The 21,482-nt window shown below is 70.3% G+C and carries 21 protein-coding genes; 6 read left to right on the top strand and 15 right to left on the bottom strand.

From position 1 onward, the window contains the following. Positions 1-41: 41 nt before the first annotated feature. Entirely contained in the window at positions 42-833 is a 792-nt protein-coding gene (locus OHA05_RS29455; protein ID WP_313943255.1) for an SDR family NAD(P)-dependent oxidoreductase, read from the top strand. A gap of 40 nt (positions 834-873) precedes the next feature. Here the strand turns inward: OHA05_RS29455 and OHA05_RS29450 are convergent, their stop codons facing one another. The 8 genes from OHA05_RS29450 to OHA05_RS29415 form a co-directional block, all read right to left on the bottom strand. Further along, on the bottom strand, positions 874-2,400 hold the full coding sequence (locus tag OHA05_RS29450; protein WP_313943256.1) for an NCS1 family nucleobase:cation symporter-1: 1,527 nt from the start codon (positions 2,398-2,400) through the stop codon (positions 874-876). Between the two features lie 83 nt (positions 2,401-2,483). Further along, entirely contained in the window at positions 2,484-3,485 is a 1,002-nt protein-coding gene (locus OHA05_RS29445; protein WP_328862171.1) for a TIGR03842 family LLM class F420-dependent oxidoreductase, read from the bottom strand. Between the two features lie 15 nt (positions 3,486-3,500). Next, a complete protein-coding gene (gene hydA / locus OHA05_RS29440) occupies positions 3,501-4,907 on the bottom strand; it encodes a dihydropyrimidinase (RefSeq protein WP_313943258.1) in 1,407 nt (468 codons plus the stop codon). A gap of 112 nt (positions 4,908-5,019) precedes the next feature. Next, on the bottom strand, positions 5,020-6,300 hold the full coding sequence (locus tag OHA05_RS29435) for an aspartate aminotransferase family protein (protein WP_313943259.1): 1,281 nt from the start codon (positions 6,298-6,300) through the stop codon (positions 5,020-5,022). Continuing rightward, a complete protein-coding gene (locus OHA05_RS29430) occupies positions 6,297-7,139 on the bottom strand; it encodes a nitrilase-related carbon-nitrogen hydrolase (RefSeq protein ID WP_313943260.1) in 843 nt (280 codons plus the stop codon). The genes OHA05_RS29435 and OHA05_RS29430 overlap by 4 nt, the downstream gene beginning before the upstream one ends. A 156-nt stretch (positions 7,140-7,295) precedes the next feature. Continuing rightward, positions 7,296-8,717 (bottom strand): hypothetical protein, encoded by a 1,422-nt coding sequence (locus OHA05_RS29425; protein ID WP_328862170.1) that lies wholly within the window; start codon positions 8,715-8,717, stop codon positions 7,296-7,298. Between the two features lie 72 nt (positions 8,718-8,789). After that, positions 8,790-9,170, bottom strand: coding sequence for a PPOX class F420-dependent oxidoreductase (locus tag OHA05_RS29420; RefSeq protein WP_328862169.1), 381 nt, complete (start codon positions 9,168-9,170; stop codon positions 8,790-8,792). Between the two features lie 48 nt (positions 9,171-9,218). Continuing rightward, on the bottom strand, positions 9,219-9,605 hold the full coding sequence (locus OHA05_RS29415) for a winged helix-turn-helix transcriptional regulator (protein WP_328862168.1): 387 nt from the start codon (positions 9,603-9,605) through the stop codon (positions 9,219-9,221). A gap of 79 nt (positions 9,606-9,684) precedes the next feature. On the opposite strand from OHA05_RS29415, the gene OHA05_RS29410 reads away from it, so the two are divergent. Then, the gene (locus OHA05_RS29410) at positions 9,685-10,359 is read left to right on the top strand and encodes an NAD(P)-dependent oxidoreductase (protein WP_328862167.1); all 675 of its coding nucleotides are present in this window, start codon (positions 9,685-9,687) and stop codon (positions 10,357-10,359) included. Between the two features lie 56 nt (positions 10,360-10,415). Here the strand turns inward: OHA05_RS29410 and OHA05_RS29405 are convergent, their stop codons facing one another. Then, positions 10,416-10,670 (bottom strand): helix-turn-helix domain-containing protein, encoded by a 255-nt coding sequence (locus tag OHA05_RS29405; RefSeq protein WP_313943265.1) that lies wholly within the window; start codon positions 10,668-10,670, stop codon positions 10,416-10,418. A 55-nt stretch (positions 10,671-10,725) separates the two neighbouring features. Here OHA05_RS29405 and map point away from each other — a divergent pair, with 55 nt between their 5' ends. Then, the gene (gene map, locus OHA05_RS29400; RefSeq protein WP_313943266.1) at positions 10,726-11,493 is read left to right on the top strand and encodes a type I methionyl aminopeptidase; all 768 of its coding nucleotides are present in this window, start codon (positions 10,726-10,728) and stop codon (positions 11,491-11,493) included. A gap of 46 nt (positions 11,494-11,539) precedes the next feature. On the opposite strand, the gene OHA05_RS29395 is transcribed toward map, so the two are convergent. Both OHA05_RS29395 and ggt read right to left on the bottom strand, forming a co-directional pair. Further along, positions 11,540-12,235 carry a glycoside hydrolase family 75 protein gene (locus OHA05_RS29395; protein ID WP_313943267.1) on the bottom strand — a complete coding sequence of 232 codons (696 nt, stop codon included), beginning with the start codon at positions 12,233-12,235 and terminating at the stop codon, positions 11,540-11,542. A 156-nt stretch (positions 12,236-12,391) separates the two neighbouring features. Further along, positions 12,392-14,209: a gamma-glutamyltransferase gene (ggt, locus tag OHA05_RS29390; RefSeq protein WP_328862166.1), complete on the bottom strand. Its 1,818-nt coding sequence runs from the start codon at positions 14,207-14,209 to the stop codon at positions 12,392-12,394. Between the two features lie 105 nt (positions 14,210-14,314). Here ggt and OHA05_RS29385 point away from each other — a divergent pair, with 105 nt between their 5' ends. Continuing rightward, positions 14,315-15,058, top strand: coding sequence for a hypothetical protein (locus OHA05_RS29385; protein ID WP_313943270.1), 744 nt, complete (start codon positions 14,315-14,317; stop codon positions 15,056-15,058). 238 nt (positions 15,059-15,296) lie between these two features. Here OHA05_RS29385 and OHA05_RS29380 read toward each other — a convergent pair whose 3' ends face one another. Then, positions 15,297-15,839: a PH domain-containing protein gene (locus tag OHA05_RS29380; RefSeq protein ID WP_328862165.1), complete on the bottom strand. Its 543-nt coding sequence runs from the start codon at positions 15,837-15,839 to the stop codon at positions 15,297-15,299. Between the two features lie 215 nt (positions 15,840-16,054). On the opposite strand from OHA05_RS29380, the gene OHA05_RS29375 reads away from it, so the two are divergent. Next, positions 16,055-17,236 carry a L,D-transpeptidase gene (locus OHA05_RS29375; RefSeq protein ID WP_328862164.1) on the top strand — a complete coding sequence of 394 codons (1,182 nt, stop codon included), beginning with the start codon at positions 16,055-16,057 and terminating at the stop codon, positions 17,234-17,236. A 111-nt stretch (positions 17,237-17,347) separates the two neighbouring features. Then, positions 17,348-18,955, top strand: a complete 1,608-nt coding sequence (locus OHA05_RS29370; RefSeq protein WP_313943273.1) for a CocE/NonD family hydrolase — start codon at positions 17,348-17,350, stop codon at positions 18,953-18,955. Positions 18,956-19,035: 80 nt separating this feature from the next. Here the strand turns inward: OHA05_RS29370 and OHA05_RS29365 are convergent, their stop codons facing one another. From OHA05_RS29365 to OHA05_RS29355, 3 genes are read right to left on the bottom strand one after another with little or no spacing between them, the layout of a single operon-like run. Continuing rightward, positions 19,036-19,902, bottom strand: coding sequence for an amino acid ABC transporter permease (locus tag OHA05_RS29365; protein ID WP_313943274.1), 867 nt, complete (start codon positions 19,900-19,902; stop codon positions 19,036-19,038). Then, positions 19,899-20,543 carry an amino acid ABC transporter permease gene (locus OHA05_RS29360; protein WP_313943275.1) on the bottom strand — a complete coding sequence of 215 codons (645 nt, stop codon included), beginning with the start codon at positions 20,541-20,543 and terminating at the stop codon, positions 19,899-19,901. Before OHA05_RS29360 ends, OHA05_RS29365 begins: the two co-directional genes overlap by 4 nt. Positions 20,544-20,554: 11 nt before the next feature. Next, the gene (locus OHA05_RS29355) at positions 20,555-21,469 is read right to left on the bottom strand and encodes a glutamate ABC transporter substrate-binding protein (protein ID WP_328862163.1); all 915 of its coding nucleotides are present in this window, start codon (positions 21,467-21,469) and stop codon (positions 20,555-20,557) included. Positions 21,470-21,482 lie beyond the last annotated feature (13 nt).

Below are 21,482 nucleotides of genomic sequence, written 5' to 3'. Positions count from 1 at the left end.
CCTATTGTTCGTTCGAACGAACAGAACTGGAGGGTAACCAGATGCGCATCACCGGAGCAACCGTTCTGCTCACCGGCGTGACGGGGGGCATCGGCGGGGCGCTCGCCGCCGAACTGGCGGCGCGAGGGGCGACCTTGGTGGTGTCCGGCCGGCGCGCCGAGGCACTGACACCGCTCGCCGACGCCTATGGCGCCCGCACGATTCTCGCGGACCTCGGTGACCCGGACGACGTACGGCGGCTCGCCGAGGAGGCCGCGGGGACGGACATCCTGATAGCCAACGCCGCCCTGCCCTCCAGCGGCGACGTCCTCGACTACTCGCCCGAGGAGATCGACCGGGCCCTCGCGGTGAATCTGCGGGCGCCCACGATGCTGGCCCGGCTGCTCGCGCCCGCGATGGTCGACGCGGGCAGAGGCCACATCGCCTTCGTCGGCTCCCTGTCCGGGAAGGCGGCGACCAAGTCGTCGTCCCTCTACAACGCGACCAAGTTCGGGCTGCGCGGCTTCTCCCTCGGCTTCCGCCAGGATCTGCACGGTACGGGCGTCGGCGTCTCCGTCGTGCAGCCCGGTTTCGTCCGCGACCTCGGGATGTTCGCCGCCACCGGTTCCGGGACGCCCGGCGGGGTCCGTACCGTCTCGCCGCGCGCGGTCGTGAACGCCGTGATGCGGGCGGTCGAGCGCGACGTCGCCGAGATCAACGTCGCTCCCCTGGAGCTGAAGATCCTGAGCGCGATCGCCGGCCAGTTCCCCGGATTCGCCGAGCGGGTGCAGCGGCGGGCCGGGGCGGAGCCGACGGTCGAGAAGATCGTGGAGGCGCAGCGTTCCCGTCGCTGAGCGGCGCTGAACGGCGGGGACGCCGCGCCTCCGTGGGGTCTCACGCCTTCCGGCGCTCCGAGATCCGCATGAGCGAGACGTAGAGCAGCAGCGAGGCCGCGAGCCCGACGGCCCAGCCGTAGTCGGCGAGGGGCTTGAGGAACGGGATGAGGCCGTCCTCGGGGAAGGGCCCCTTGCCCGGCGCCGAGTGCGAGCCGCCGATCGCCAGCACACCGCCGACGACGAAGGCGGCCACGGCCCGCAGATTCCAGCCGGAGGTGTACCAGTAGCGGCCGCCCTCGGTGTAGAGGCCGGGCAGATCGAGGACCGTGCGCCGGATCAGCCAGTAGTCCGCGATGAGGATGCCCGCGACCGTGCCGAGCAGGCCGCCGACCAGGCCGAGCCAGGTGAAGATGTACAGCTCGGGTGTCTCGGTCAGCTTCCACGGCATGATCAGGACGCCCACCACACCCGTGATCAGCGCTCCGGTGCGGAAGTTGATGAACTTCGGCGCCAGGTTCGCCAGGTCGTACGCGGGTGAGACGACGTTGGCCGCGATGTTCACCGAGATCGTCGCGATCAGCACCGTCACCAGCGCGAAGAGCAGCCCGAAGACGTTGTCGGTCTTGGCGGCGAGCTGGACCGGGTCCCAGACGGCCTCCCCGTACACCGCCTGCGAGCCGGAGGTGACGAAGACCGACAGCAGGGCGAAGAGCGTCATCGTCGTCGGCAGACCCAGCGTCTGGCCCCAGATCTGGGCCCGCTGCCCGGCGCCGAACCGGGTGAAGTCCGGGATGTTGAGGCTCAGGGTCGACCAGAAGGCGATCATGCCCATCAGGGAGGGGAAGAAGACCGGCCAGAAGTCGGCGCCCCATCCCAGCTTGGAGGGCTGGTCGAGGAGCGGGCCGAAGCCGCCCGCCTTGACGGCGATCCACACGAGCAGCACCACGGCGCCGACGATGACGAACGGCGCCGCCCAGTTCTCGAACCGCCGCAGGGCCTCCATCCCCCGGTAGATGATGGCGAGTTCGAGGATCCAGAAGAGCAGGAAGCAGACCCACAGCGTCCAGGGCTGGCCGCCGATCTCCGCGGCCGAGGTCCAGCCGCCGAAGATCTTGCCCAGCAGGATGAAGATGCCCTGCCCGCCGATCCAGGTCTGGATGCCGAACCAGGCACAGGCCACCGCGGCCCGGATCAGGGCGGGCAGATTCGCGCCGCGCAGCCCGAACGAGGCGCGCGCCAGGACCGGGAAGGGGATGCCGTACTTCGGTCCGGCGTGCCCGGTGAGCAGCATCGGCGCGAGGACGATCACGTTGGCAAGCCCGATGGTGAAGACCGCCTGCTTCCAGTCCATGCCCAGAGCGACGAGTCCCGAGGCGAGCAGCCAGGACGGGATGTTGTGGGCCATGCCGACCCACAGGGCGGCGAAGTTGTACGTGGTCCAGCGGCGTCGGGCGACGGGGACGGGCAGCAGATCGTCGTTGACGAAGCGGCCGTCCGCGGGTACGGCGCCGGGTGCGAGCTCGACGCGGCCGGACGAATCCGGTATCGGTTGGCCGGAGGGGGCAGGGGGGACGGTCGCGGTCATGGCGCTGGCCCTTCGGAGGTCTTCAGCGGTGGTGAGCGGTCGTGCACGGTTCAGTGGGAGCGGGCTGCGGCGTGACGGGGATATCAGCCGTTCAGCGCGGGGATGATCTCGGCGCCGTACGCGTCGATCGTCACTTCCTTGGCGTCGTGCATGTTGTAGACGGCGAACTGGTCCACGCCCAGCTCGCGCAGTGTCCTCAGCTTCTCGATGTGCGCCTCGGCCGGGCCCAGCAGACAGAACCGGTCGACGATCTCGTCCGGGACGAAGTCCGTGGAGGGATTGCCCGCGCGGCCGTGGTGGCTGTAGTCGTACCCCTCACGTGACTTGATGTACGAGGTGAGGGCCTCGGGCACCAGGCCGGAGTGTTCGCCGTAGCGCGAGACCAGGTCGGCGACGTGGTTGCCGACCATCCCGCCGAACCACCGGCACTGGTCTCGGGCGTGGGCCAGATCGTCGCCGACGTAGGCAGGCGCCGAGACGCAGATGGTGATCGCGTCGGGGTCCCGTCCGGCGTCGGACGCGGCGGTGCGCACGGCGTTGATCATCGACTCGGTGAGATACGGGTCGGCGAGCTGGAGGATGAAACCGTCGGCCTTCTGACCCGCGAGAGCGAGCGCCTTGGGGCCGTACGCAGCCATCCACACCGGCAGTTTGCCGCCCTGCACCCATGGAAGGCGCAGCGGCTGACCGTCGACCACGGCCTCGCGTCCCTCCGCGAGATCGCGGATCACCCCCATCGCCTCGCCCAGCCGGGCAAGGGTGTTGGGCTTGCGGCCCGCGACCCGCATCGCCGAGTCGCCCCGGCCGATGCCGCAGACCGTGCGGTTGCCGTACATGTCGTTGAGCGTGGCGAAGGTGGAGGCGGTGACCTCCCAGGTCCGGGTGCCCGGGTTGGTCACCATCGGCCCGACGATCATCGTCTCGGTGTGTTCGAGGATGCGGCTGTAGATGACGAACGGCTCCTGCCAGAGCACCGCCGAGTCGAAGGTCCAGCCGTAGCGGAAGCCGTTGCGCTCCGCGCGCCGCATCAGTCCGACGACACCGGATGCCGGCGGATCCGTCTGCAGGACGAGTCCGAAGTCCATGGTCTTTGACCCCTTCTAGCCGAGGTACTGACAGGTTCCGCGCGGGGTGTACTGGCCGTGTCCCGCCCGGCCGGTGAACTTCCGCTGGTCGATGACGACTTCACCGCGAGAGAGCACGGTCTCCACCTGTCCGGTGACCCGCTTGCCCTCGTACGCGGAGTAGTCGACGTTCATGTGGTGGGTCTCCACCGAGAGGGTCTGCTCGGTGTGCGGGTCGTAGACGACGACGTCGGCGTCCGCGCCCGGCGCGATAGTCCCCTTCTTCGGGTACATACCGAACATGCGGGCCGGGGTGGCGCACGCGATCTCGATCCACCGGCGGCGGGTGATGTGCCCGTCGACGACGGCCTGGTGCAGCAGGTCCATCCGGTTCTCGACGCCCGGCAGGCCGTTGGGAATCTTGGAGAAGTCGCCGCGGCCCAGTTCCTTCTGCCCGACGAAGCAGAACGGGCAGTGGTCGGTGGAGACCACCTGGAGATCGTTGGTCCGCAGTCCGCGCCAGAGCGCCGCCTGGTGCTCCTTCGGTCGCAGCGGGGTGCTGCAGACGTACTTCGCGCCGCCGAAGTCGGGCTCGGCGAGGTTGTCCGTGGACAGGAAGAGGTACTGCGGGCAGGTCTCGCCGAAGACGTTGAGCCCCATGTCGCGGGCGGCGGCGAGTTCGGCGAGGGCCTCCTCGGCCGAGACGTGCACGACGTAGAGCGGGGCGCCCGCGACCCGGGCCAGCTGGATGGCGCGGTGGGTGGCCTCGGCCTCCAGCAGCACCCGGCGCACCTCGCCGTGGTAGCGCGGGTCGGTGCGGCCCTCGGCGAGAGCCTGTTCGACGAGGACGTCGATGGCGATGCCGTTCTCGGCGTGCATCATGATCAGCCCGCCGTTGGTGGCGGAGCGCTGCATGGCGCGCAGGATCTGGCCGTCGTCGCTGTAGAAGACGCCCGGATAGGCCATGAACAGCTTGAAGGAGGTGACACCCTCCTCGACCAGCCGGTCCATCTCCTTCAGGGACGACTCGTTGACGTCCGAGAGGATCATGTGGAAGCCGTAGTCGACGGCGCAGTTGCCGTCGGCCTTCGCGTACCAGGCGTCGAGCCCCTCGCGCAGCGGGCGGCCCACCGACTGGACGGCGAAGTCGACGATGGTGGTCGTGCCGCCCCAGGCGGCGGCGCGGGTGCCCGTCTCGAAGGTGTCGGAGGCGAAGGTCCCGCCGAACGGGAGCTCCATGTGCGTATGGGCGTCGACGCCGCCCGGGATGACGTACTTGTTCGTCGCGTCGATGATGCGGTCGGCGGTCCAGGGCTCGGAGACGGCCGACCCCTGCGCGGCGAGCGCGGCGATGCGGCCGTCCTCGATCAGTACGTCTGCGTGGATCTCGTCCGATGCGGTGATGACCAGTCCGCCACGGATGAGGGTGCGGGTGCTGCTCATGGCTGGTGCGCTCCCTTGGGATACGTACGGTCGGCTGGGCCCGATCCCGACGACAGGCCCTGCGCGGGGCCTGTCCGGCGTCAGGCCCTGGGCCTGTCGTGTGGATCGGGCCCTAAACGCTGCGCAGAGCGTGTTCGAGGATGGACGCGCCCTCTTCCGCCTCGGCCACGGTCAGGGAGAGCGGCGGCGCGACGCGCAGCGCACTGGTGTTGTGCCCGCCGCCCTTGCCGATCAGCAGCCCGCCCTCGCGCGCGGCCTCCAGGACGGCCGCCGCCGCCTGCGGATCGGCCTCGTCGGTGCCGGGCCTGACCAGTTCGATGCCGAGCATCAGCCCCCGGCCGCGCACCTCGCGGACGGCGGGCACGCTCGCCCCGATCCCGCGCAGCCGCTCGAGCAGCAGTCCGCCGACGCGGCGGGCGTTGCCCTGGAGGTCGTGCTCCAGCAGATACGCGAGGTTGGCGCTGCCCGCGGCCATGGTGACCGGTGAGCCGCCGAACGTCGAAATGGAGTTGGCGTCCAGCGAGTTCATGATCTCGGCACGCGCGACGACGCCGCCGACGGACATGCCGTTGCCGATGCCCTTGGCGAAGGTGAGGATGTCCGGCGGTCCGTTGCCGGCGTGCGCCTGCCAGCCCCAGAAGTGGTCGCCGGTACGGCCCCAGCCGGTCTGCACCTCGTCGGCGATCCACAGGATGCCGTGCCGGTCGAGGACTTCACGGAACGCGGCGTACAGCCCGTCGGGCGGGGAGGTGAACCCGCCGACGCCCTGGATGGGTTCGGCGATCAGCGCGGCGACGTCGCGGGTGTGGCCGAGCAGGTCCTCCAGGTCCGCCACGCACGCCTCGATGAACTGCGCGTCGGACAGGTGGGCGTACGGCCCCCGGGTGCGGACGCCGCCGTGCACGTACAGCGTCTGCAGCGGGGAGAGCGAGGTCGGCGACCAGCTGCGGTTGCCCGTGATGGACACGGTCGAGAACGACCGGCCGTGGTAGCTGTTGCGCATCGCCAGGATCTGGTTGGACCGGCGGTGTCCGGTGGCCAGCAGCAGGGCGGTGTCGTTGGCCTCGGTGCCCGAGGTGGTGAAGAAGACCCGCGCGTCGGGGATGCCCGAGAGCGCCGCGATCCGCTCGGCGAGCTCCACCATCGGGCGGTTCAGATAGAGCGTCGAGGAGTGGATGATCCGCCCGGCCTGCTCGCTCACCGCCTTGGTGACCTCGGGCAGCGCGTGGGCGGTCATCGTGGTGAGGATGCCGCCGAAGAAGTCGAGGTAGCGGTTGCCGTCCGCGTCCCAGACATGGCGGCCCTCGCCGTGTGTGATCTCGATGGGGCGCTGGTAGTAGAGCGCGACCCAGTCGGGGATCACGGCTTTGTGCCGGTCGTACAGATGACTCACGGCTGCACCAGCCCCTCGTACGCGTCGGGGCGCCGGTCGCGGTAGAAGGCCCACTGCTGCCGGACGGTGTCGATCAGGTCGAAGTCCAGGTCGCGTACGACGAGCTCCTCGGCCTTGTCGCTGGCCACCTCGCCGACGAACTGGCCGCGGGGGTCGACGAAGTAGCTGGTGCCGTAGAAGTCGTTGTCGCCGTACTCCTCCTCGCCGACGCGGTTGATCGCGGCGATGAAGTACTCGTTCGCCACGGCGGCGGCCGGCTGTTCGAGCTGCCAGAGGTAGCTGGAGAGGCCGCGCGAGGTCGCCGACGGGTTGTAGACCAACTGGGCACCCTGGAGGCCCAGTTGCCGCCAGCCCTCCGGGAAGTGGCGGTCGTAGCAGATGTAGACACCGACCTTGCCGACCGCGGTCTCGAAGACGGGCCAGCCGGCGTTTCCGGGCCTGAAGTAGTACTTCTCCCAGAATCCCTTGACCTGAGGGATGTGGTGCTTACGGTATTTACCCAGGTAGGAGCCGTCGGCGTCGATCACGGCGGCGGTGTTGTAGTAGAAGCCCGCGCCCTCGATCTCGAAGACCGGTACCACGATGACCATGCCGGTCTCGCGGGCGAGATCCTGCATCCGGCGGACGGTGGGACCGTCCGGGACGGGCTCGGCCCAGCGGTAGTGCTCCGGGTCCTGGACCTGGCAGAAGTACGGGGCGTTGAAGACCTCTTGGAATCCGATGACCTTGGCACCCTGACGGGCCGCCTCCCGGGCATGTTCCTCGTGTTTGGCAATCATGGATTCGGTGTCGCCGGTCCAGGTCGCCTGGACGAGTGCGGCGCGTACGACAGTGGCCATGAGCTGCTCCTTCGGCCGAACGGCAGAGGGCCTCTACGCACGTAGACGAATGCGTAGATGGAGAACGTAAGCCCCGTCACACACTGGGGCAAGACCATCGTCGTCAACCCGCAGAGTCGATCGTGTTTCGCACCCGAGCGGTCGACACCGTACGGGTCAGGCGCCGAGGTGGCCCGAGACACGTAAGGCGTGGACAAGATCGCGCTCATGGGCCGCGGTTCCGGCACGGGCGGCGGCGAGCAGACGGGGGACGAGACGGGCGGGGTCGCGGTCGGCGATTCTCGCCGTGTCGGCGGGGGTGTGCAGCTGGGCGTAGGCGATGAGCAGGGCGAGCGCCTCGGGGGCGCGGCCGTCCTCGTCGAGGGAGAGCACGGCGGCGGCGATCTCGTCGGCGGGGCGGGTCACGCCCTGACGCAGGAGCTGGTGGCCGTCCTGGGCGCGGCCGGCGCCGGAGAGGGCTCCGGCGATCGCCGCGAGCCGCAGCACGGGCTGCGAGGCGGCCTCCCACAGCAGCGTGGCCCAGTCGGCCTCCAGGCCGGCGCGGTGGAGCTCGGCGGCGAGCACGGGCAACCAGGTGGCGGGCAGGGTGGCGGCCTCGCAGAGCAGGGCATGGGCCTCTCCGCTGCGGCCCTCGGCGCGCAGCCGCCCGAGGGTGCGCACGGTCTCGCGCGCGGCGCGCAGGGCATCGTCGGGATCGGCGAGGACGGGCTGCTCCTGTTCGGGAGCCGTGCCCGCGCCGCCGTACCGTGCCCCGCGGGGCAGATCCCCGCCGACGGGGAGTTCGGGCACGGCGACGGCCTCGGCGTCCTCCTCCATGCCGGCGAACCGGGCGCCGCGCGGGCGCCGGCGCTTGTCCTTGGTCTTGCCGCCGTCCTTGCCGCCGTCCTTGCCGCCGTCCTTGCTCCTGCCCTTGCCCTGGTCGGGCCCCGCGGACGGCCCGGCCGTGTGGGTGTGCGGGCCGGGCCGGGGTCCTTCCTGTGCCGGAGCGGGCCACTGCACCGGGGCCGGGCGGGACGCCTGCCGGGGCACACGCTCCGCCGCTCCCGGGGCGCCGGCCCGGCCGTGTTCCGGTGGGGGAAGGGCGGCCAGGCGCCGGCGCAGTTCCGCGACCCTCGCGGTGGCCCGCGCGTGGTCGTCCCGGACCCACTCCAGCTCGTACGCCAGCTGTTCCGCCGTCTCCGTGCCCTCCGGTTCGGAGGCGATCAGACGGATGAGCTCCTCGTCGCGACCGGTGGCGTGGATCAGTTCGCGCCGCATCAGCTCCAGGCGCTCCACAAGGGCCTCGCGACCGCCCGGCCGGCGGTCGTGGGCCGCGGCCGAGGCCGTGTGCAGCTGCTTCGCCCGGAGCTGTTCCTGCTCCACGAACTCCCGTCCGCGCACCACCGCGAGATCCTGGAGCAGTGATCCGACGACGTCCCACGGCGGGACCTCGAAGCCGTCCAGGCACGCCTGCATGCCCTGCGGGTCACGGTGCAGGAAGACCGCGTACCAGCCGCCGTCACGGTCCAGGAGCGCGGCCAGCCCCTTGAGGTACCGCGCGAACACACCGGTCTGTGCCGGTACTTGATGCACCGCCATCACTGTCCCGCCCCACCCTCGACTGGGTGGCATTGGACATCAGACGTGTTACGGCACTGCTACGCGCTGTTTTCAGACGGTTACCGCAATGCCGGTGTGCGGGCGCTTGCCGAGCCTCACCAGCGTGGCCGGCCAGTCGACCAGCCAGAACTGCCAGGTGTACTTGCGGGCCAGGAGTTTGCGGATCCGTGCGGTCGCCGCCGCGTCGAGGAGCTCGGCCGTCCCCTCCGCGGTGGGGGCGCCCTCGGCGATCCGCCCACGCACGTCGCACACGCTCACCACGACGCGCGGGTCGTTGCGCAGCCGCTTGACCTTCCAGGAATCGGTCCGTGTCCAGGCGTACAGCTTTCCGCCGTCCTCGGCGAACCAGACGGGGGTAGCGACACCCGTTCCGTTCTTACGGAACGTGGTCACGCTGATGTACTTGGCGGCGGCGAAGTCCTCGGCAGTCACGTTCGCGAGACTACGCCGTGTCCGGGGCCCCTGGCGCGGCCGGTCCGGCTATCCGCGCCCGTACTCCGGGTCCGCATCCCGGGCCGCGACGAGCTCGGGCCGGTGCGTACGCGCCCAGTCGCACGCCGCGTTCATCGGCTGGAGTGCTGAGCGGCCCAGAGCGGTGAGTTCGTACTCGACCCGTGGCGGATTCTCGTCGTACGCCGTCCGCTTCACGAAGCCCTCGCGTTCCATCGCGCGGAGCGTCTCGGTGAGCACTTTCGGGGTCACCCGGTGCAGCGCGACACGCAGTTCGGAGAAGCGGCGCCGTCCGTCCTCCAGGCAGCGCATCACCATCCCGGACCACTTGTCGCCGAACCGGAACGGCTGCAACCCGGCCGAGCAGTCGGGATCGTCGAACATGTCCGGCCTCAGCGGCTCCGGCTTCGTCTCCATGCGCTCCATCCTGCGTGCTCCCCCGGGTCCGCTCGGTACCTTTGCAGTAACCGGCCACCTCCGTTCTACCGTCCGGGACATGAGCCACATCATCGTTTTCGGAGCGGGCGGACGGGTCGGCAGAGCTGCGGTGTCGGAGGCGGCGGCGCGCGGCCACGAGGTGACAGCGGTGGTGCGCGACCCCGGCAGACACCCGGATCTCGCGGCGGACGGCGTGACGGTCGTACCCGGCGACGCGACGGACGGAGCAGCGGTCGCCCGGCTCGCGGCGGGCCACGAGGCGGCGGTCAACGCGGCGGCGCGGCTGGACGTCCCGGCGGAGGAGTTCTTCACGGGCGCGGCCGAGGCGATGGTCACCGGGCTGACCGAGGCCGGCGTGCGCCGCTTCCTGACGCTGGGCATCGCCTCGACGCTGGAGACGTCACCGGGTGTACGGGTGATGGACGATCCGGGCTTCCCCGAGCCGTACCGGGCGTTCTCCCAGGGGCATGTCGCGGAGTTCGACGTCCTGCGCGGGGCGCCCGAGGAGCTGGACTGGCTGATGGTCGTCCCGCCCATGGACCTGGACGCGGAAGCTCCCCGCACGGGCCGCTACCGGACGGCCCGGGGACGGCTCATCGACGGCGGCGGACGGATCGCGCACGGCGACCTGGCCGTGGCCCTGCTCGACGAGATCGAGCGGCCGCGCCACCGCCGTATCCAGCTCGCGGTGGCGGGCGAGGTCCCGTCGCTCGCACCGGAACCCGGTCACTGACCCGGTCTTGTTCCGAACGGCAGGCCCGGGTCGTACCTGATCGGCCCGGAGGCCCGTCAGGCGGCCGGCACCAGCGCGCAGCGCACCACGAGTTCGTCCATCGACAGACCGAGCACCCGCGCGAGAGCGGCGACCGTGAAGAACGCGGGCGTCGGGGCCCGGCCCGTCTCGATCTTGCGCAGGGTCTCGGCCGAGAGGCCGGCGGCCGCGGCGATCTCCACCATGCTGCGGTCGCCGCGCGCGACGCGCAGGATCCGGCCGAGCCGTTCGCCGCGTTCGCGCTCTTCGGGGGTGAGAGGGGTGCGCACCATGGCGGTATTCTAATGCTGGTATTCCAATACCGGTAGGATCGGTATAGTAATTGGCATGGTAGAGATCAAGACCGATGCCTCGATCGAGGCGATGCGCGAGGCCGGCCGCCTCGTGGCGCAGGCACTCACGGCGGCCCGCGAGACCGCGGCCGTGGGCGTCAGCCTGCTGGAACTGGACCGTGCCGCCCGGGCGGTGCTGGACGAGGCCGGGGCGGGATCACCGTTCCTGGACTATCACCCCTCATGGGCTCCCATCCCCTTCCCCGCGGTCATCTGCGCGTCCGTCAACGACGCGATCGTGCACGGCATCCCGGACGGATACCGCCTGCGGGACGGCGATCTGGTGAGCCTCGACTGCGGGGCGATCCGGGACGGCTGGGTGGGCGACTCGGCCGTCAGCTTCACGGTCGGGCGCGCCCGGCCCGAGGACGTACGACTGATCGCCACCGCCGAGGAGGCCCTGGAGGCCGGTATCGCGGCCGCCGTCGTCGGCAACCGCATCGGTGACATCGCCCATGCCGTCGGCCGCGTGTGCCGGACGGCCGGGTACGGCATCCCGGACGGCTTCGGCGGTCATGGCGTGGGGCGCAGCATGCACGAGGACCCGGGCGTCCCGAACGAGGGACGCCCGGGCCGGGGCATGCCGTTGCGCCACGGGATGGTGCTGGCGATCGAGCCGATGGTGATCGGCGGCGGCACCGACGGCCACCGCACGGCGGGCGACGGCTGGACGGTCCGCACGCTCGACGGCAGCCGCGCCTCGCACGCGGAGCACACGGTGGCGATCACGGACGACGGACCCCGCATCCTCACCGCGCTCTGACCGTGCCCTCGCGGACCGCAGGGCCCCGCCGCCGGATCCCCCGCCGTCAGAACCCGGCGACGAACTGCTTGGCAAGCGTCTCCCCGAGGGTCACCGCCGCCTCGTGGTTCTCGATCGGCAGCACCGTGGTGTTGGGGAAGAAGATGTACGTGACCCCGGCGGCGGTGCCGCCCGTCGACGGGTCCGGGTCGATGCCCAGCGCCCGGGCGGTGGCGTAGGACGCCTCACCGATGATCTGGCTGGGGCCCGTGTCCCCGACGACCGCGTACTGCACCTGGTTGTTGTGGATGACGGCGACCACGCCGCCCCCTTTGATGCCGGCGCTCGCGTAGTTCCAGATGGCGCTGGTGGTCGGCACGACGACGTACGGCAGCCGCTCGGCGTCGAGAGCCCGGCCGTCGGACTGGTGGAAGGCCGTCGCGGCCTGGAACCACGGGTCGGTGCCGGTGTTGCACGCGCTCGTGACCTGGCCGTCGCAGTCGATGTCCATGTCGGCCGTCCAGTACACGACGCCGTCCTTGCCGCAGACCGGGATCGTCGCCGGGGCCTCGCTGTCGGTCCGGTACAGGCCGTTCGAGATCTGCGGACAGCCCGTCACCTTGGCGAGCAGGTCGGCCGCGGTGACCGTGCCTTCGCGGAAGGCACCGGTGCCGGTCGCCGCGGAACTCGCCGTAGCGGGCAGCGCGACCGCCGCGAGGAGGGCGGCGCCGCAGACGGCGAGCGCGAGTGTGCGAGTGCGCATGGGGGGTGTCGCCTTTCTGTAAGGAAAGCGTCCTTACCCGCTCACGCGCACATCCGATCGCCCCCACCCGGCGCTCGCCGACCCCGGACGACCAACGTCCGCCGCCCGTCCGGGGTTTGGGGCCCCGGACGGGCGGCGGACGTTTGCGCCGTTCGGTCAGCGGCCGTACGGATCACCGCTGGGGCGGACGACCATGGCCGATCCGCCGCCCCTGCGGACCTTTTCGGCGGCGGCGAGCCAGCGGCCGTCGGGCAGCCGCTCGATGCCCGTCGCCGCGCCGATCTCCGGGTTCTGCCGGAAGGCGTGCCCGATCTTCTCCAGCTGTCCGCGGAGCGGGCTGTTCCACAGAGCCGGCTCGATCTCCGTCGTCGTCTGGTTGCGCTGGCTGGCGCGCGGCGCGGCGATCGCGTCCACCAACGGCAGGCCCCGGTCCAGACGGCCCGTCAGGGACTGGAGGACGGTGGTGATGATGGTCGCCCCGCCCGGGGATCCGAGTGCGAGGACGGGACGGCCGTCATCGAGGACGATCGTCGGCGAGATCGACGAGCGCGGTCGCTTGCCCGGACCCGGCAGGTTCGGGTCGTGCACCGCCGGGCTGGCCGGGGCGAACGAGAAGTCCGTGAGCTCGTTGTTGAGCAGGAAGCCCCGATCGGGCACGGTGATGCCGCTGCCGCCGGTCGACTCGATGGTGAGGGTGTAGGCGACGACGTTGCCCCACTTGTCGGCCGCCGTCAGATGGGTGGTGTTCTCGCCCTCGAACGTGGTCGGTGCCGCCGTGCCCGATCCGCCGCACGCCACCGGCCTGTTCGGATCGCCCGGCGCCAGCGGGCTGGTGAGCACCGCGTCGTCCTTGATCAGGCATCCGCGCGAGTCGGCGAACCGCTGCGACAGGAGCCCCTTCGTCGGCACCTTCTCGAACGCCGGGTCACCGACCCAGCGCCCTCGGTCCGCGAACGCGATCCGGCTCGCCTCGATGAAGCGGTGCAGATACTGCGTCTGCGTGGCCTTCGACAGGTTGCTCCGCTCCAGGATGTTGAGCGCCTCGCCGACGCTGGTGCCGCCGGAGGAGACCGGAGCCATGCCGTAGACGTCCAGGCCGCGGTAGGAGACCTTCGTGGGCGCCCGCCGGATCGTCTCGTACGCGCGCAGGTCGCGCGTGGTCAGATCGCCGGGCCGTACGACCCGGGTGGCGCCCTTGGCCACCGGAGGCGTGCGGACGGTGCGCACGATGTCCTGGGCGATGTCGCCGCGGTACAGCGTGCCGACGCCCTTGCGGGCGATCTCCTTGTACGTACGCGCCAGATCCGGGTTCTTGAAGACCGAGCCGACGACCGGGAGCTGCCCGCCGGGCAGGAAGAGCTCCGCCGATGCGGGGAAGTCCGCGAAGCGGGCCTGGTTGGACTGGGTCTGCGAGCGGAAGGTGGCGTCGACGGTGAAGCCGTCCTTCGCCAGGCGTTCGGCCGGCTGCAACAGCTGCCCCAGCGGCCTGCTCCCCCAGGCGTCCAGCGCCGACTCCCAGGTCGCCGGGGTGCCGGGGGTGCCGACGCCCAGGCCGCTCGTCACGCCCTCCTCGAAGGGGATGGGCTTGCCGTTCTCCAGGAAGAGGGAGGCGTCGGCGGAGCGGGGCGCGGTCTCGCGGCCGTCGATGGTGTGGACCGTGCGGGACTTGGCGTTGTAGTAGACGAAGAAGCCGCCACCGCCGATGCCGGCGGAGTACGGCTCGGTGACGCCGAGCGCGGCGGCCGTCGCGACGGCCGCGTCCACGGCGTTGCCGCCACGGCGCAGCACCTCGATGCCCGCGGCCGACGCGTCCGCGTCGACACTGGCGACGGCGCCGCCGTAGCCCACGGCGACCGGCTTCTTGACCGGTGCCCCGCCCGGCGGCGAGGGGGTGGGCGGGGCCGCGGCCCCGATCGAGATGACGGCCGCGGTCACGGCCAGAGCCGACACATTCCGTGCGACGGAGCGACGCATCCGTACCTCCAGTCAACGTACGTCCGCGCAGCGTAACTTCACCGCGCACGTCTCGTCAGGACCGTTTCGAACAATGTCGCGACAACCCCGCTACCATGCGCGCCCATGACTGACGACGTACGCAACATCGTGCTCGGCGTGGTGGCCGCCGGCATCAGCGCCACGCTCGGCTGGCTCGCGCGCACGTATCTGTGGCGCCGCAAACTCCGTCGCAAGCAGGCATTCTTCGGTCTGCCCACGAACTCCGAATCGCTGCTCGTGGTCAACCGTGAGGCCGGCCGGGACGGCTCCGTGCACCGTTTCGACGTCTTCGCCCTCCTGGAGCTCTCCGCGCTGATCAAGGGCTGCGGGGCGCACGCCCAGATCGTCTGGCACGACACGGCCCAGCAGGGCTTCGGCGAGCGCACGGAGTTCTGCGTGGGAGGCCCGTTCAGCAACCGCCGGATGGCCGCGCATCTGCATTCGCTGCTGCCCGGCGTGCGGATCAACACCGATCCGGAGCCCGGTCCGGACCAGGGGGCGTTCCAGATCGGGTCGGAGCGCTACCGGATGGAGCCCGGCGTCGCCGAGTACGTGTTCCTCGCCCGGCTCACCGCGGGCCAGGACGCCCGGCCGGTCTTCCTCTTCTGCGGCCAGCGCGCGATAACCAACCAGGCGGCGACCCGCTATCTCGCCCGCAACCACGAGAAGCTCACCCGCAAGCACGGGGCCTCGTCGTTCTGTCTGCTGCTCAAGGTGGTCAACTCGCAGGCGTACGGACCGGACGTGGTCGAGCTGGTCGCGGACGTCACCCGTGCGGCACAGGCACCGCTGCCCACCCCGCGGCCCTCGGCCCAGGCAGCGAGCTGAGGGCTGTCCCCGTCATCGCCGTTGGATCAGCGCGCGGCGTCGGATGCGGTGCATCGCACGGCGATGGGGGCACCCCGCCGGAGGCTGGGGAAGGTCGCCCTCATGCCGGTCGTATCCGGGCGATCCGACAACGCGGCGTGGGGGCACCTCCCGTGCCCGAAGGGCTACGGGGGAGGGCCGTAGCTGTCGTCGTCCGCCCGCCGGGGACTGCCGGACAGAGGACCGCGTTCGCGCCCCGTCAGGACCGTCCCGCACGCACCGGGGTCCCCTGCGGGGCGTGCCGTGCGATCGCGTCGAGCAGTTCGGCCGCCTCCAGGTCGAAGACGCGCGTCTCGAAGCAGAGCCCCTGACCGCCGGCGGGCCGTCCGAGGTCGGCCGCGAGTCTGCGGTACGCGGCCCGTGGCCGGCAGGTCGGCGGCAGGCCACCGACGGGTGCGGCGCAGTCGACGACGACGTGGTCCGGCGGGGCGCTCACGCCGGTGATCCGGGACCAGGGGACGGTCCTGGCCGGCCAGAGCGGCAGCCGTACCTCCAGCCCGCCGGCGTCGACGGTGAGGCGCATCGGCCGCACCAGATGCGCCGCGCAGCTGACGGCGAACACGGCCACCGGCACTCCGACGACCGCGAGCGCGATGCCTCCGGAGGTGCCGTTGGGCCCGTCGACGATCGACGCCGTGGCGATGCCCCAGACGACGAGCAGCACGATCGCGGCGAGCGGTATCCACTCGGCCCGCCGCCTCAGCCTCAGTCGCAGGATCGTTCCTGCCGGTGCCGGATCCATCAGGCGAGAGTGCCTGACGACCGGACAGAACACCAGGGGTCACGGCCCGCAGGAGGTCGCGGCCGGCCTCGGGCCCGCGTTCGCCGTGGACCAAACGTCTCTTTCCCTGCGTTTATCGTCACACCGGAGTTAGAGGGAAATCCGGGAAATTCCGGAACCCGCGACACCGGAGCGGACTCTCACTGCGCGACGAAGACCGCAACGGAGGTTTTGCCTTGAGCCGCACACGACCGCGCTTCCCGCTCGGCCGCCGACCCGTCCGCCCCGCCGTGTCCGTCGGCGGCGCGGTGCTTGCCGTGCTGCTCACCGGATGTTCCGGCGGCACGGCGGACGCCGATGCCGACGGCAAGGACGGGCCCGCCATCTCGGTGACCCCGACAGGCAAGCAGGCCGCCGGCGAGCCCGTACGGGTGACGCTCGCCGACGGAAAGCTGGCGGAGGTCACGGTCACCGACGCCAAGGGCGGACGGCTGGACGGACGCATCGCCGACGACGGCAGGAGCTGGACGTCGGTCCGCCCCGCGACCCCGGGCACCCGCTACTCGGTCGCGGCGAAGGACACCGGCGGAGGCGCCTCCACGGCGGCTTTCGCCACCGCCGCCCCCGCCAAGGTCAACAAGCTCGCGATGGCCCCGGGCAAGAACTCCACGGTCGGCGTCGCGCACCCCCTGTCGATCGTGTTCGACCACCCGGTGAAGAACAGGGCCCAGGTGGAGAAGCACCTCAAGGTCACCACCTCGAACAACACCGAGGGCTCCTGGGGCTGGATGCGCGACTGGTCGGGCAGGGACAGGGTCGACTGGCGGCCGAAGGAGTACTGGCGGCCGGGCACGAAGGTCTCGCTCGATGCCGAGCTGAGCGGCATCGACTCGGGAGCGGGCGGGTGGTTCGTCCGTGACTACGCGACGACCTACACCATCGGCAGGAGCCAGTCGGTCGCGGTGGACCTGGACCGGCACCGCCTGACGCTGGTGCGCGACGGCCGCGCGGTCAGGGAGGTGCCGATGTCCGCGGGCACCCCGGGCGGCGAGAAGGCGTCCTGGCGGGGCAGGACCGTGCTGATGGCGAAGGAGGGCACGATCAACATGCGTTCGGAGACCGTGGGCCTCGGCGACGCATACAACAAGATGGTCGACTACTCGATGCGGCTGACGTGGTCGGGCATGTACGCGCACGCGGCGCCCTGGAACACCGGCTACTTCGGCAACGCCAACCGGAGTTCCGGCTGCATCGGCATGAGCGACGCGGACGCCAAGTGGATCTACGGCCAGGTCCAGGTGGGCGATCCGTTCGAGGTCACGGGCAACGAGGCCAAGGGCACGCAGGCCCTCAACAACGGCTACGGCGAGTGGAATCTGCCGTGGGAGACCTGGCGGACGAAGAGCGCCCTGTACTGACGCGACGTCCAACAATCTTTACTCACACGTAACTTACCGAGGAGTTACCTCGCGTAAGTCGCTGACGTTACCGTCGGGTCACTTTCCCGTGACACGTGTGAGGAGTGACCTGTGGGACAGCCGCGCAAGGTTCTGCGTACCACCGCCATCGGCACCGTCTCCGCCGCGCTCCTCGCCGGGCCGGCGGCCGGTGTCGCGCCCGCCGCACCGGTCGCGGGCGTCACCGCACCGCTCAGGGCCGAACAGCAGACCGGGGTACCCGGCGTACGTTTCGTCGACATCAAGGGCGACGGCGGCACGGTGCTCAAGGGGAACGTGGTCACCCCGGCGGGCGCTGACGGCAGCCGCACCTATCCCGTACTGATCCTGCCCACCAGCTGGGCGCTGCCCCAGATCGAGTATCTCGCACAGGCCAAGAAGCTCGCCGACGCCGGATATGTGGTGGTCACCTACAACGCCCGTGGTTTCTGGCAGTCGGGCGGCTACATCGAGGTGGCGGGACCGCCCGACGTCGCCGACGCGTCCAAGGTCATCGACTGGACGCTCGCCAACACGCCGGCCGATCCGAGCCGGATCGGGATGGCCGGTGTCTCCTACGCGGCCGGGATCAGCCTGCTGGCCGCCGCCCACGACAAGCGGATCAAGGCCGTGGCCGCCCTCAGTGGCTGGGCCGACCTCGTCGATTCCATCTACCGCGGCCGCACCCAGAACCGGCAGGCCGCTCTGCTGCTCAGCGGCGCCGGCTATCTCACCGGCCGGCCCAGCCCCGAGTTCCAGCAGTTCACCCATGACTTCCTCGGCTCCCATCTCGACAAGGAGCAGGAGATGGTCGACTGGGGGAAGAAGCGTTCACCGGCCGCCTTCGTGGACCGGATCAACGCCAACGGCACGGCCGTCATGCTGGGCAACGCCTGGGGCGACACGGTCTTCCCGCCGAACCAGACCGCGGACTTCTACGAGAAGCTGACCGTCCCCAAGCGGCTGGAGTTCCGCCCCGGCGACCATGCCACCCCGGAGATCGGCGGTCTCCTCGGGCTGCCCAACGACACCTGGACCAGCACCCACCGCTGGCTCGACCACTACCTCAAGGGCGACGACAACGGCGTGGACCGCGAGCAGCCGGTCCGTCTCAAGTCCCGTTCCACCGGCGCGTACGAGAGCTACCCCGACTGGAAGTCGGTCGCGGCGGACCGGCGCAAGCTGAACCTGGACGGCAGGAAGAAGATCTGGGCCAACGTCGATTCGGGCGCCAACGGCGGGCTCATCCTGCTGTCCAGCATGCTCGACCAGTTCGTGAAACTGCCCCCGATCGCGTCGATCCCGCTGCTGCCGCGGCCGTTCGCCGCCGTGTGGCAGTCGGAGCGCTACGACTCGACGCAGCAGATCCGGGGAACCGCGAAGCTGCACACCACGCTCACCGGTACCAAGGAGAGCGGCACCCTCGTCGCGTACCTCTACGACGTGGGCCCGCTCGGCCTCGGCAAGCTGGTCAGCAATGCGCCGTACACCTTCCACGACAAGACGCCCGGCACGCCGTTCGCCGTCGACCTGGAACTGTTCTCCACGGCCTACGACGTACCGGCGGGCCACCGTCTCGCCCTGGTCGTCGACACTGTCGACCCGCTCTACATCGAGCACAACCCGTTCGGCGCGCAGCTGACCTTCTCCTCGTCCGCAGCCGACCCGTCGTATCTGTCGGTCCCGCTGCGCCAGAAGTGATCACCGGCTGCTGCCAGGGGCCCCCGCCCAGGGCGGGGAAATGAGTCGTGCCCCATGAGCTGCTGTCCTGCCCTCCGTACCTATCGAGGCTCGGGAGGACCCCCGGGCAGCAGCGTCCCTGGTTCGGCCGGGGCGATGTCCACGGCCTCTGTTCTCGGATTGCGCCGCTGCCGCCTGGCCATCCAGTTGGCGAACCAGGAGAGCAGCATGCACATCCCGATGTAGATCGGCGAAATCACCATCACCACAGGGATGAACGGCAAATCGTAGTCGAGATTCGACGCGATGAGCTTGCCCGCGTGGAGGAATTCCTCATAGGTGATGAGATAGCCGAGTGAGGTGTCCTTGAGGGCGACCACCAGCTGACTGATGATCGTCGGCAGCATCGCGCGTACGGCCTGCGGCATCAGAACGTGGGCCATGACCTGTGTCTTGCGCATGCCGAGTGCGTACGAGGCCTCCCGCTGGCCCGGCTCCACGGAGTTGATGCCGGCCCGGAACACCTCGGCGAGCACCGAGCCGTTGTAGAGCGTCAGTCCGGCCACCAGGGCGGGCAGCGGCTGCACCTTCAGCGCGACGAAGATGAAGAAGATCATCACCAGCACGGGCATCGCCCTGAAGAACTCCACGACCACCGTGGCCGGCCAGCGCAGGGCCCGGTGTTCGGAGAGCCGGCCGACGGCGAGGATCCCGCCGAGGAGGAGCGAGAGCACAGCGGCGCAGGCGAACGCCTTGAGGGTGTTGCCGAGCCCCCTCAGCAGCAGTTCCTGGATGCCCTTGTACTCGAAGGGTGTCCACTTGGCCGCGGTGAACTGGCCGGTGTCGAACAGCAGATAGACGATCCAGCCGACCAGGGCGAGGACGGCGACGGTGGAGATGATGCCGTAGAGCCGGTGCCGCCTGCGGGTGTGGGGTCCGGGGACGTCGTAGAGGGCGGTGGAAGTCATCGGGCGACTCCGAAGCGCTTCTCGAGCACGTTGAACAGCGCACTGATGGTCAGGGTGATGATCAGGTAGCCGACAGCGATCCAGACGAAGGACCAGATGATGCTGTAGCCCATCTCGTTGAGGGGCTTGTAGACGCCGAGGAGCTCGGTGACGCTGAACGCGCCCGCGATCGCCGAGTTCTTGGCGAGGGCGATGAGTGTGGAGCCGACCGGTGGGATGACGCTGCGGAACGCCTGGGGCAGCACCACGGTGTTCAGGGTCTGGCCGAAGCTCATCCCGAGGCTGCGGGCCGCCTCGCCCTGACCCGTCGGCACGGTGTTGATGCCGGAGCGCAGCGCCTCGCAGATGAAGGCCGAGGTGTAGCAGCCCAGTGCGATCACCGCGAAGACCTGGAAGGGCAGGACCAGCCCGAAACGCGGGAGTCCCAGCAGGACGGCGAAGAACAGCAGGGTGAGCGGGGTGTTGCGCAGCACGGTCACCCACACCGTGCCGACGACGCGCAGCGAGCCCACGGGGGCGGCGCGGAAGGACGCCATGACGAAGCCGAGGACCAGGGCGAGGAGCGAGGCGTACACCGTGAGTTCGACGGTGCCGAGAAAGCCCTCGCCGTACAGGGAGAAGTTGTCGGTCAGTACGTTCACAGGTGCCTCGCTCAGGACGCCGGATAGCGGTCGATCGGGGGCGGCTTCGGGGCCGGTACCCCGGACAGGCCGAGCGTCGCTGCGTAGGCCTTCTGCCAGTTCCCGTTCTTCTCGTTGGCCGCGAGCGCGTCGTCGATCGCGAAGCGCAGGGCGTTGTCGTTGCGGGGGACGCCGATGCCGTACGGCTCCTGGGAGAACGGCTTGCCGACGACCTTGAGTTCGTCGGGCACCTTGGCCGCGTAGCCGGTGAGGATCGCGTCGTCGGTGGTCACGGCGTCGACCTGATAGGTGAGCAGGTTGTCGACGCAGACGGAGTAGGTGTCGTACGCGACGAGGTCGGCCTTCGGGTAGTCGCTCGCGATGCGCTGGTAGGGGGTCGAGCCGGCGGCCGAACAGACGCGCTTGCCGTCGAGGTCCTGGGGGCCCTTGATGTCGTTCTCGTCCGCCCGTACGAGCAGCGACTGGCCGGCGAGGAAGTACGGGCCCGCGAAGCCGACGAGCTTCTTGCGGTTGTCGTTGATGGTGTAGGTGCCGACGTAGTAGTCGATCTGGCCGTTCTGCAGGGCGGTTTCGCGGTTCGCGGAGGCGATCGTCCGGAAGGTGATGGTCCCGGGGTCGAAGCCCAGATAGGCGCCGACCATTTTGGCGATCTCGATGTCGAACCCGGTGTACAGGCCGGTGGCCGGGTCCTTCTCGCCGACGTACGGCTGGTCCTCCTTGGCCCCGACGACGAGGTGACCGCGCTTCTCGGCCTTGCGCCAGGTCGGCGAATCGGGCAGCTGGAAGCCCTTGTTCACCTGGTAGTCCGGCAGTTGGTCGGCCTGCGGCCCCTTGACCGGTGGACTGCCTTCCTTGCCGCAGGCCGTGACGGCCACGGCCGCCAGGACGAGCGTCAGCGCCGCCAGGGCGCGCCTCGTACGCATCATCGGTACTGCACCC

The organism is Streptomyces sp. NBC_00306 (assembly GCF_036169555.1).
In the GTDB taxonomy this organism is placed as follows: domain Bacteria; phylum Actinomycetota; class Actinomycetes; order Streptomycetales; family Streptomycetaceae; genus Streptomyces; species Streptomyces achmelvichensis.
The sequence above is the reverse complement of the archived record's forward strand: the minus strand, read 5'-3'. Positions and strand labels throughout refer to the sequence as shown.

Excerpts from the sequence above, each read along its gene's own strand:
- OHA05_RS29385 (WP_313943270.1), top strand. The coding sequence starts at position 14,315 with ATGACTGACGACGTACGCAACATCGTGCTCGGCGTGGTGGCCGCCGGC.
- OHA05_RS29355 (WP_328862163.1), bottom strand. The coding sequence starts at position 21,469 with ATGATGCGTACGAGGCGCGCCCTGGCGGCGCTGACGCTCGTCCTGGCG.
- OHA05_RS29455 (WP_313943255.1), top strand. The coding sequence starts at position 42 with ATGCGCATCACCGGAGCAACCGTTCTGCTCACCGGCGTGACGGGGGGC.
- OHA05_RS29365 (WP_313943274.1), bottom strand. The coding sequence starts at position 19,902 with ATGACTTCCACCGCCCTCTACGACGTCCCCGGACCCCACACCCGCAGG.
- OHA05_RS29425 (WP_328862170.1), bottom strand. The coding sequence starts at position 8,717 with ATGGCGGTGCATCAAGTACCGGCACAGACCGGTGTGTTCGCGCGGTAC.
- OHA05_RS29430 (WP_313943260.1), bottom strand. The coding sequence starts at position 7,139 with ATGGCCACTGTCGTACGCGCCGCACTCGTCCAGGCGACCTGGACCGGC.
- OHA05_RS29445 (WP_328862171.1), bottom strand. The coding sequence starts at position 3,485 with ATGGACTTCGGACTCGTCCTGCAGACGGATCCGCCGGCATCCGGTGTC.
- ggt (WP_328862166.1), bottom strand. The coding sequence starts at position 14,209 with ATGCGTCGCTCCGTCGCACGGAATGTGTCGGCTCTGGCCGTGACCGCG.
- OHA05_RS29415 (WP_328862168.1), bottom strand. The coding sequence starts at position 9,605 with ATGGAGACGAAGCCGGAGCCGCTGAGGCCGGACATGTTCGACGATCCC.
- map (WP_313943266.1), top strand. The coding sequence starts at position 10,726 with ATGGTAGAGATCAAGACCGATGCCTCGATCGAGGCGATGCGCGAGGCC.
- hydA (WP_313943258.1), bottom strand. The coding sequence starts at position 4,907 with ATGAGCAGCACCCGCACCCTCATCCGTGGCGGACTGGTCATCACCGCA.
- OHA05_RS29410 (WP_328862167.1), top strand. The coding sequence starts at position 9,685 with ATGAGCCACATCATCGTTTTCGGAGCGGGCGGACGGGTCGGCAGAGCT.
- OHA05_RS29395 (WP_313943267.1), bottom strand. The coding sequence starts at position 12,235 with ATGCGCACTCGCACACTCGCGCTCGCCGTCTGCGGCGCCGCCCTCCTC.
- OHA05_RS29450 (WP_313943256.1), bottom strand. The coding sequence starts at position 2,400 with ATGACCGCGACCGTCCCCCCTGCCCCCTCCGGCCAACCGATACCGGAT.
- OHA05_RS29405 (WP_313943265.1), bottom strand. The coding sequence starts at position 10,670 with ATGGTGCGCACCCCTCTCACCCCCGAAGAGCGCGAACGCGGCGAACGG.
- OHA05_RS29380 (WP_328862165.1), bottom strand. The coding sequence starts at position 15,839 with ATGGATCCGGCACCGGCAGGAACGATCCTGCGACTGAGGCTGAGGCGG.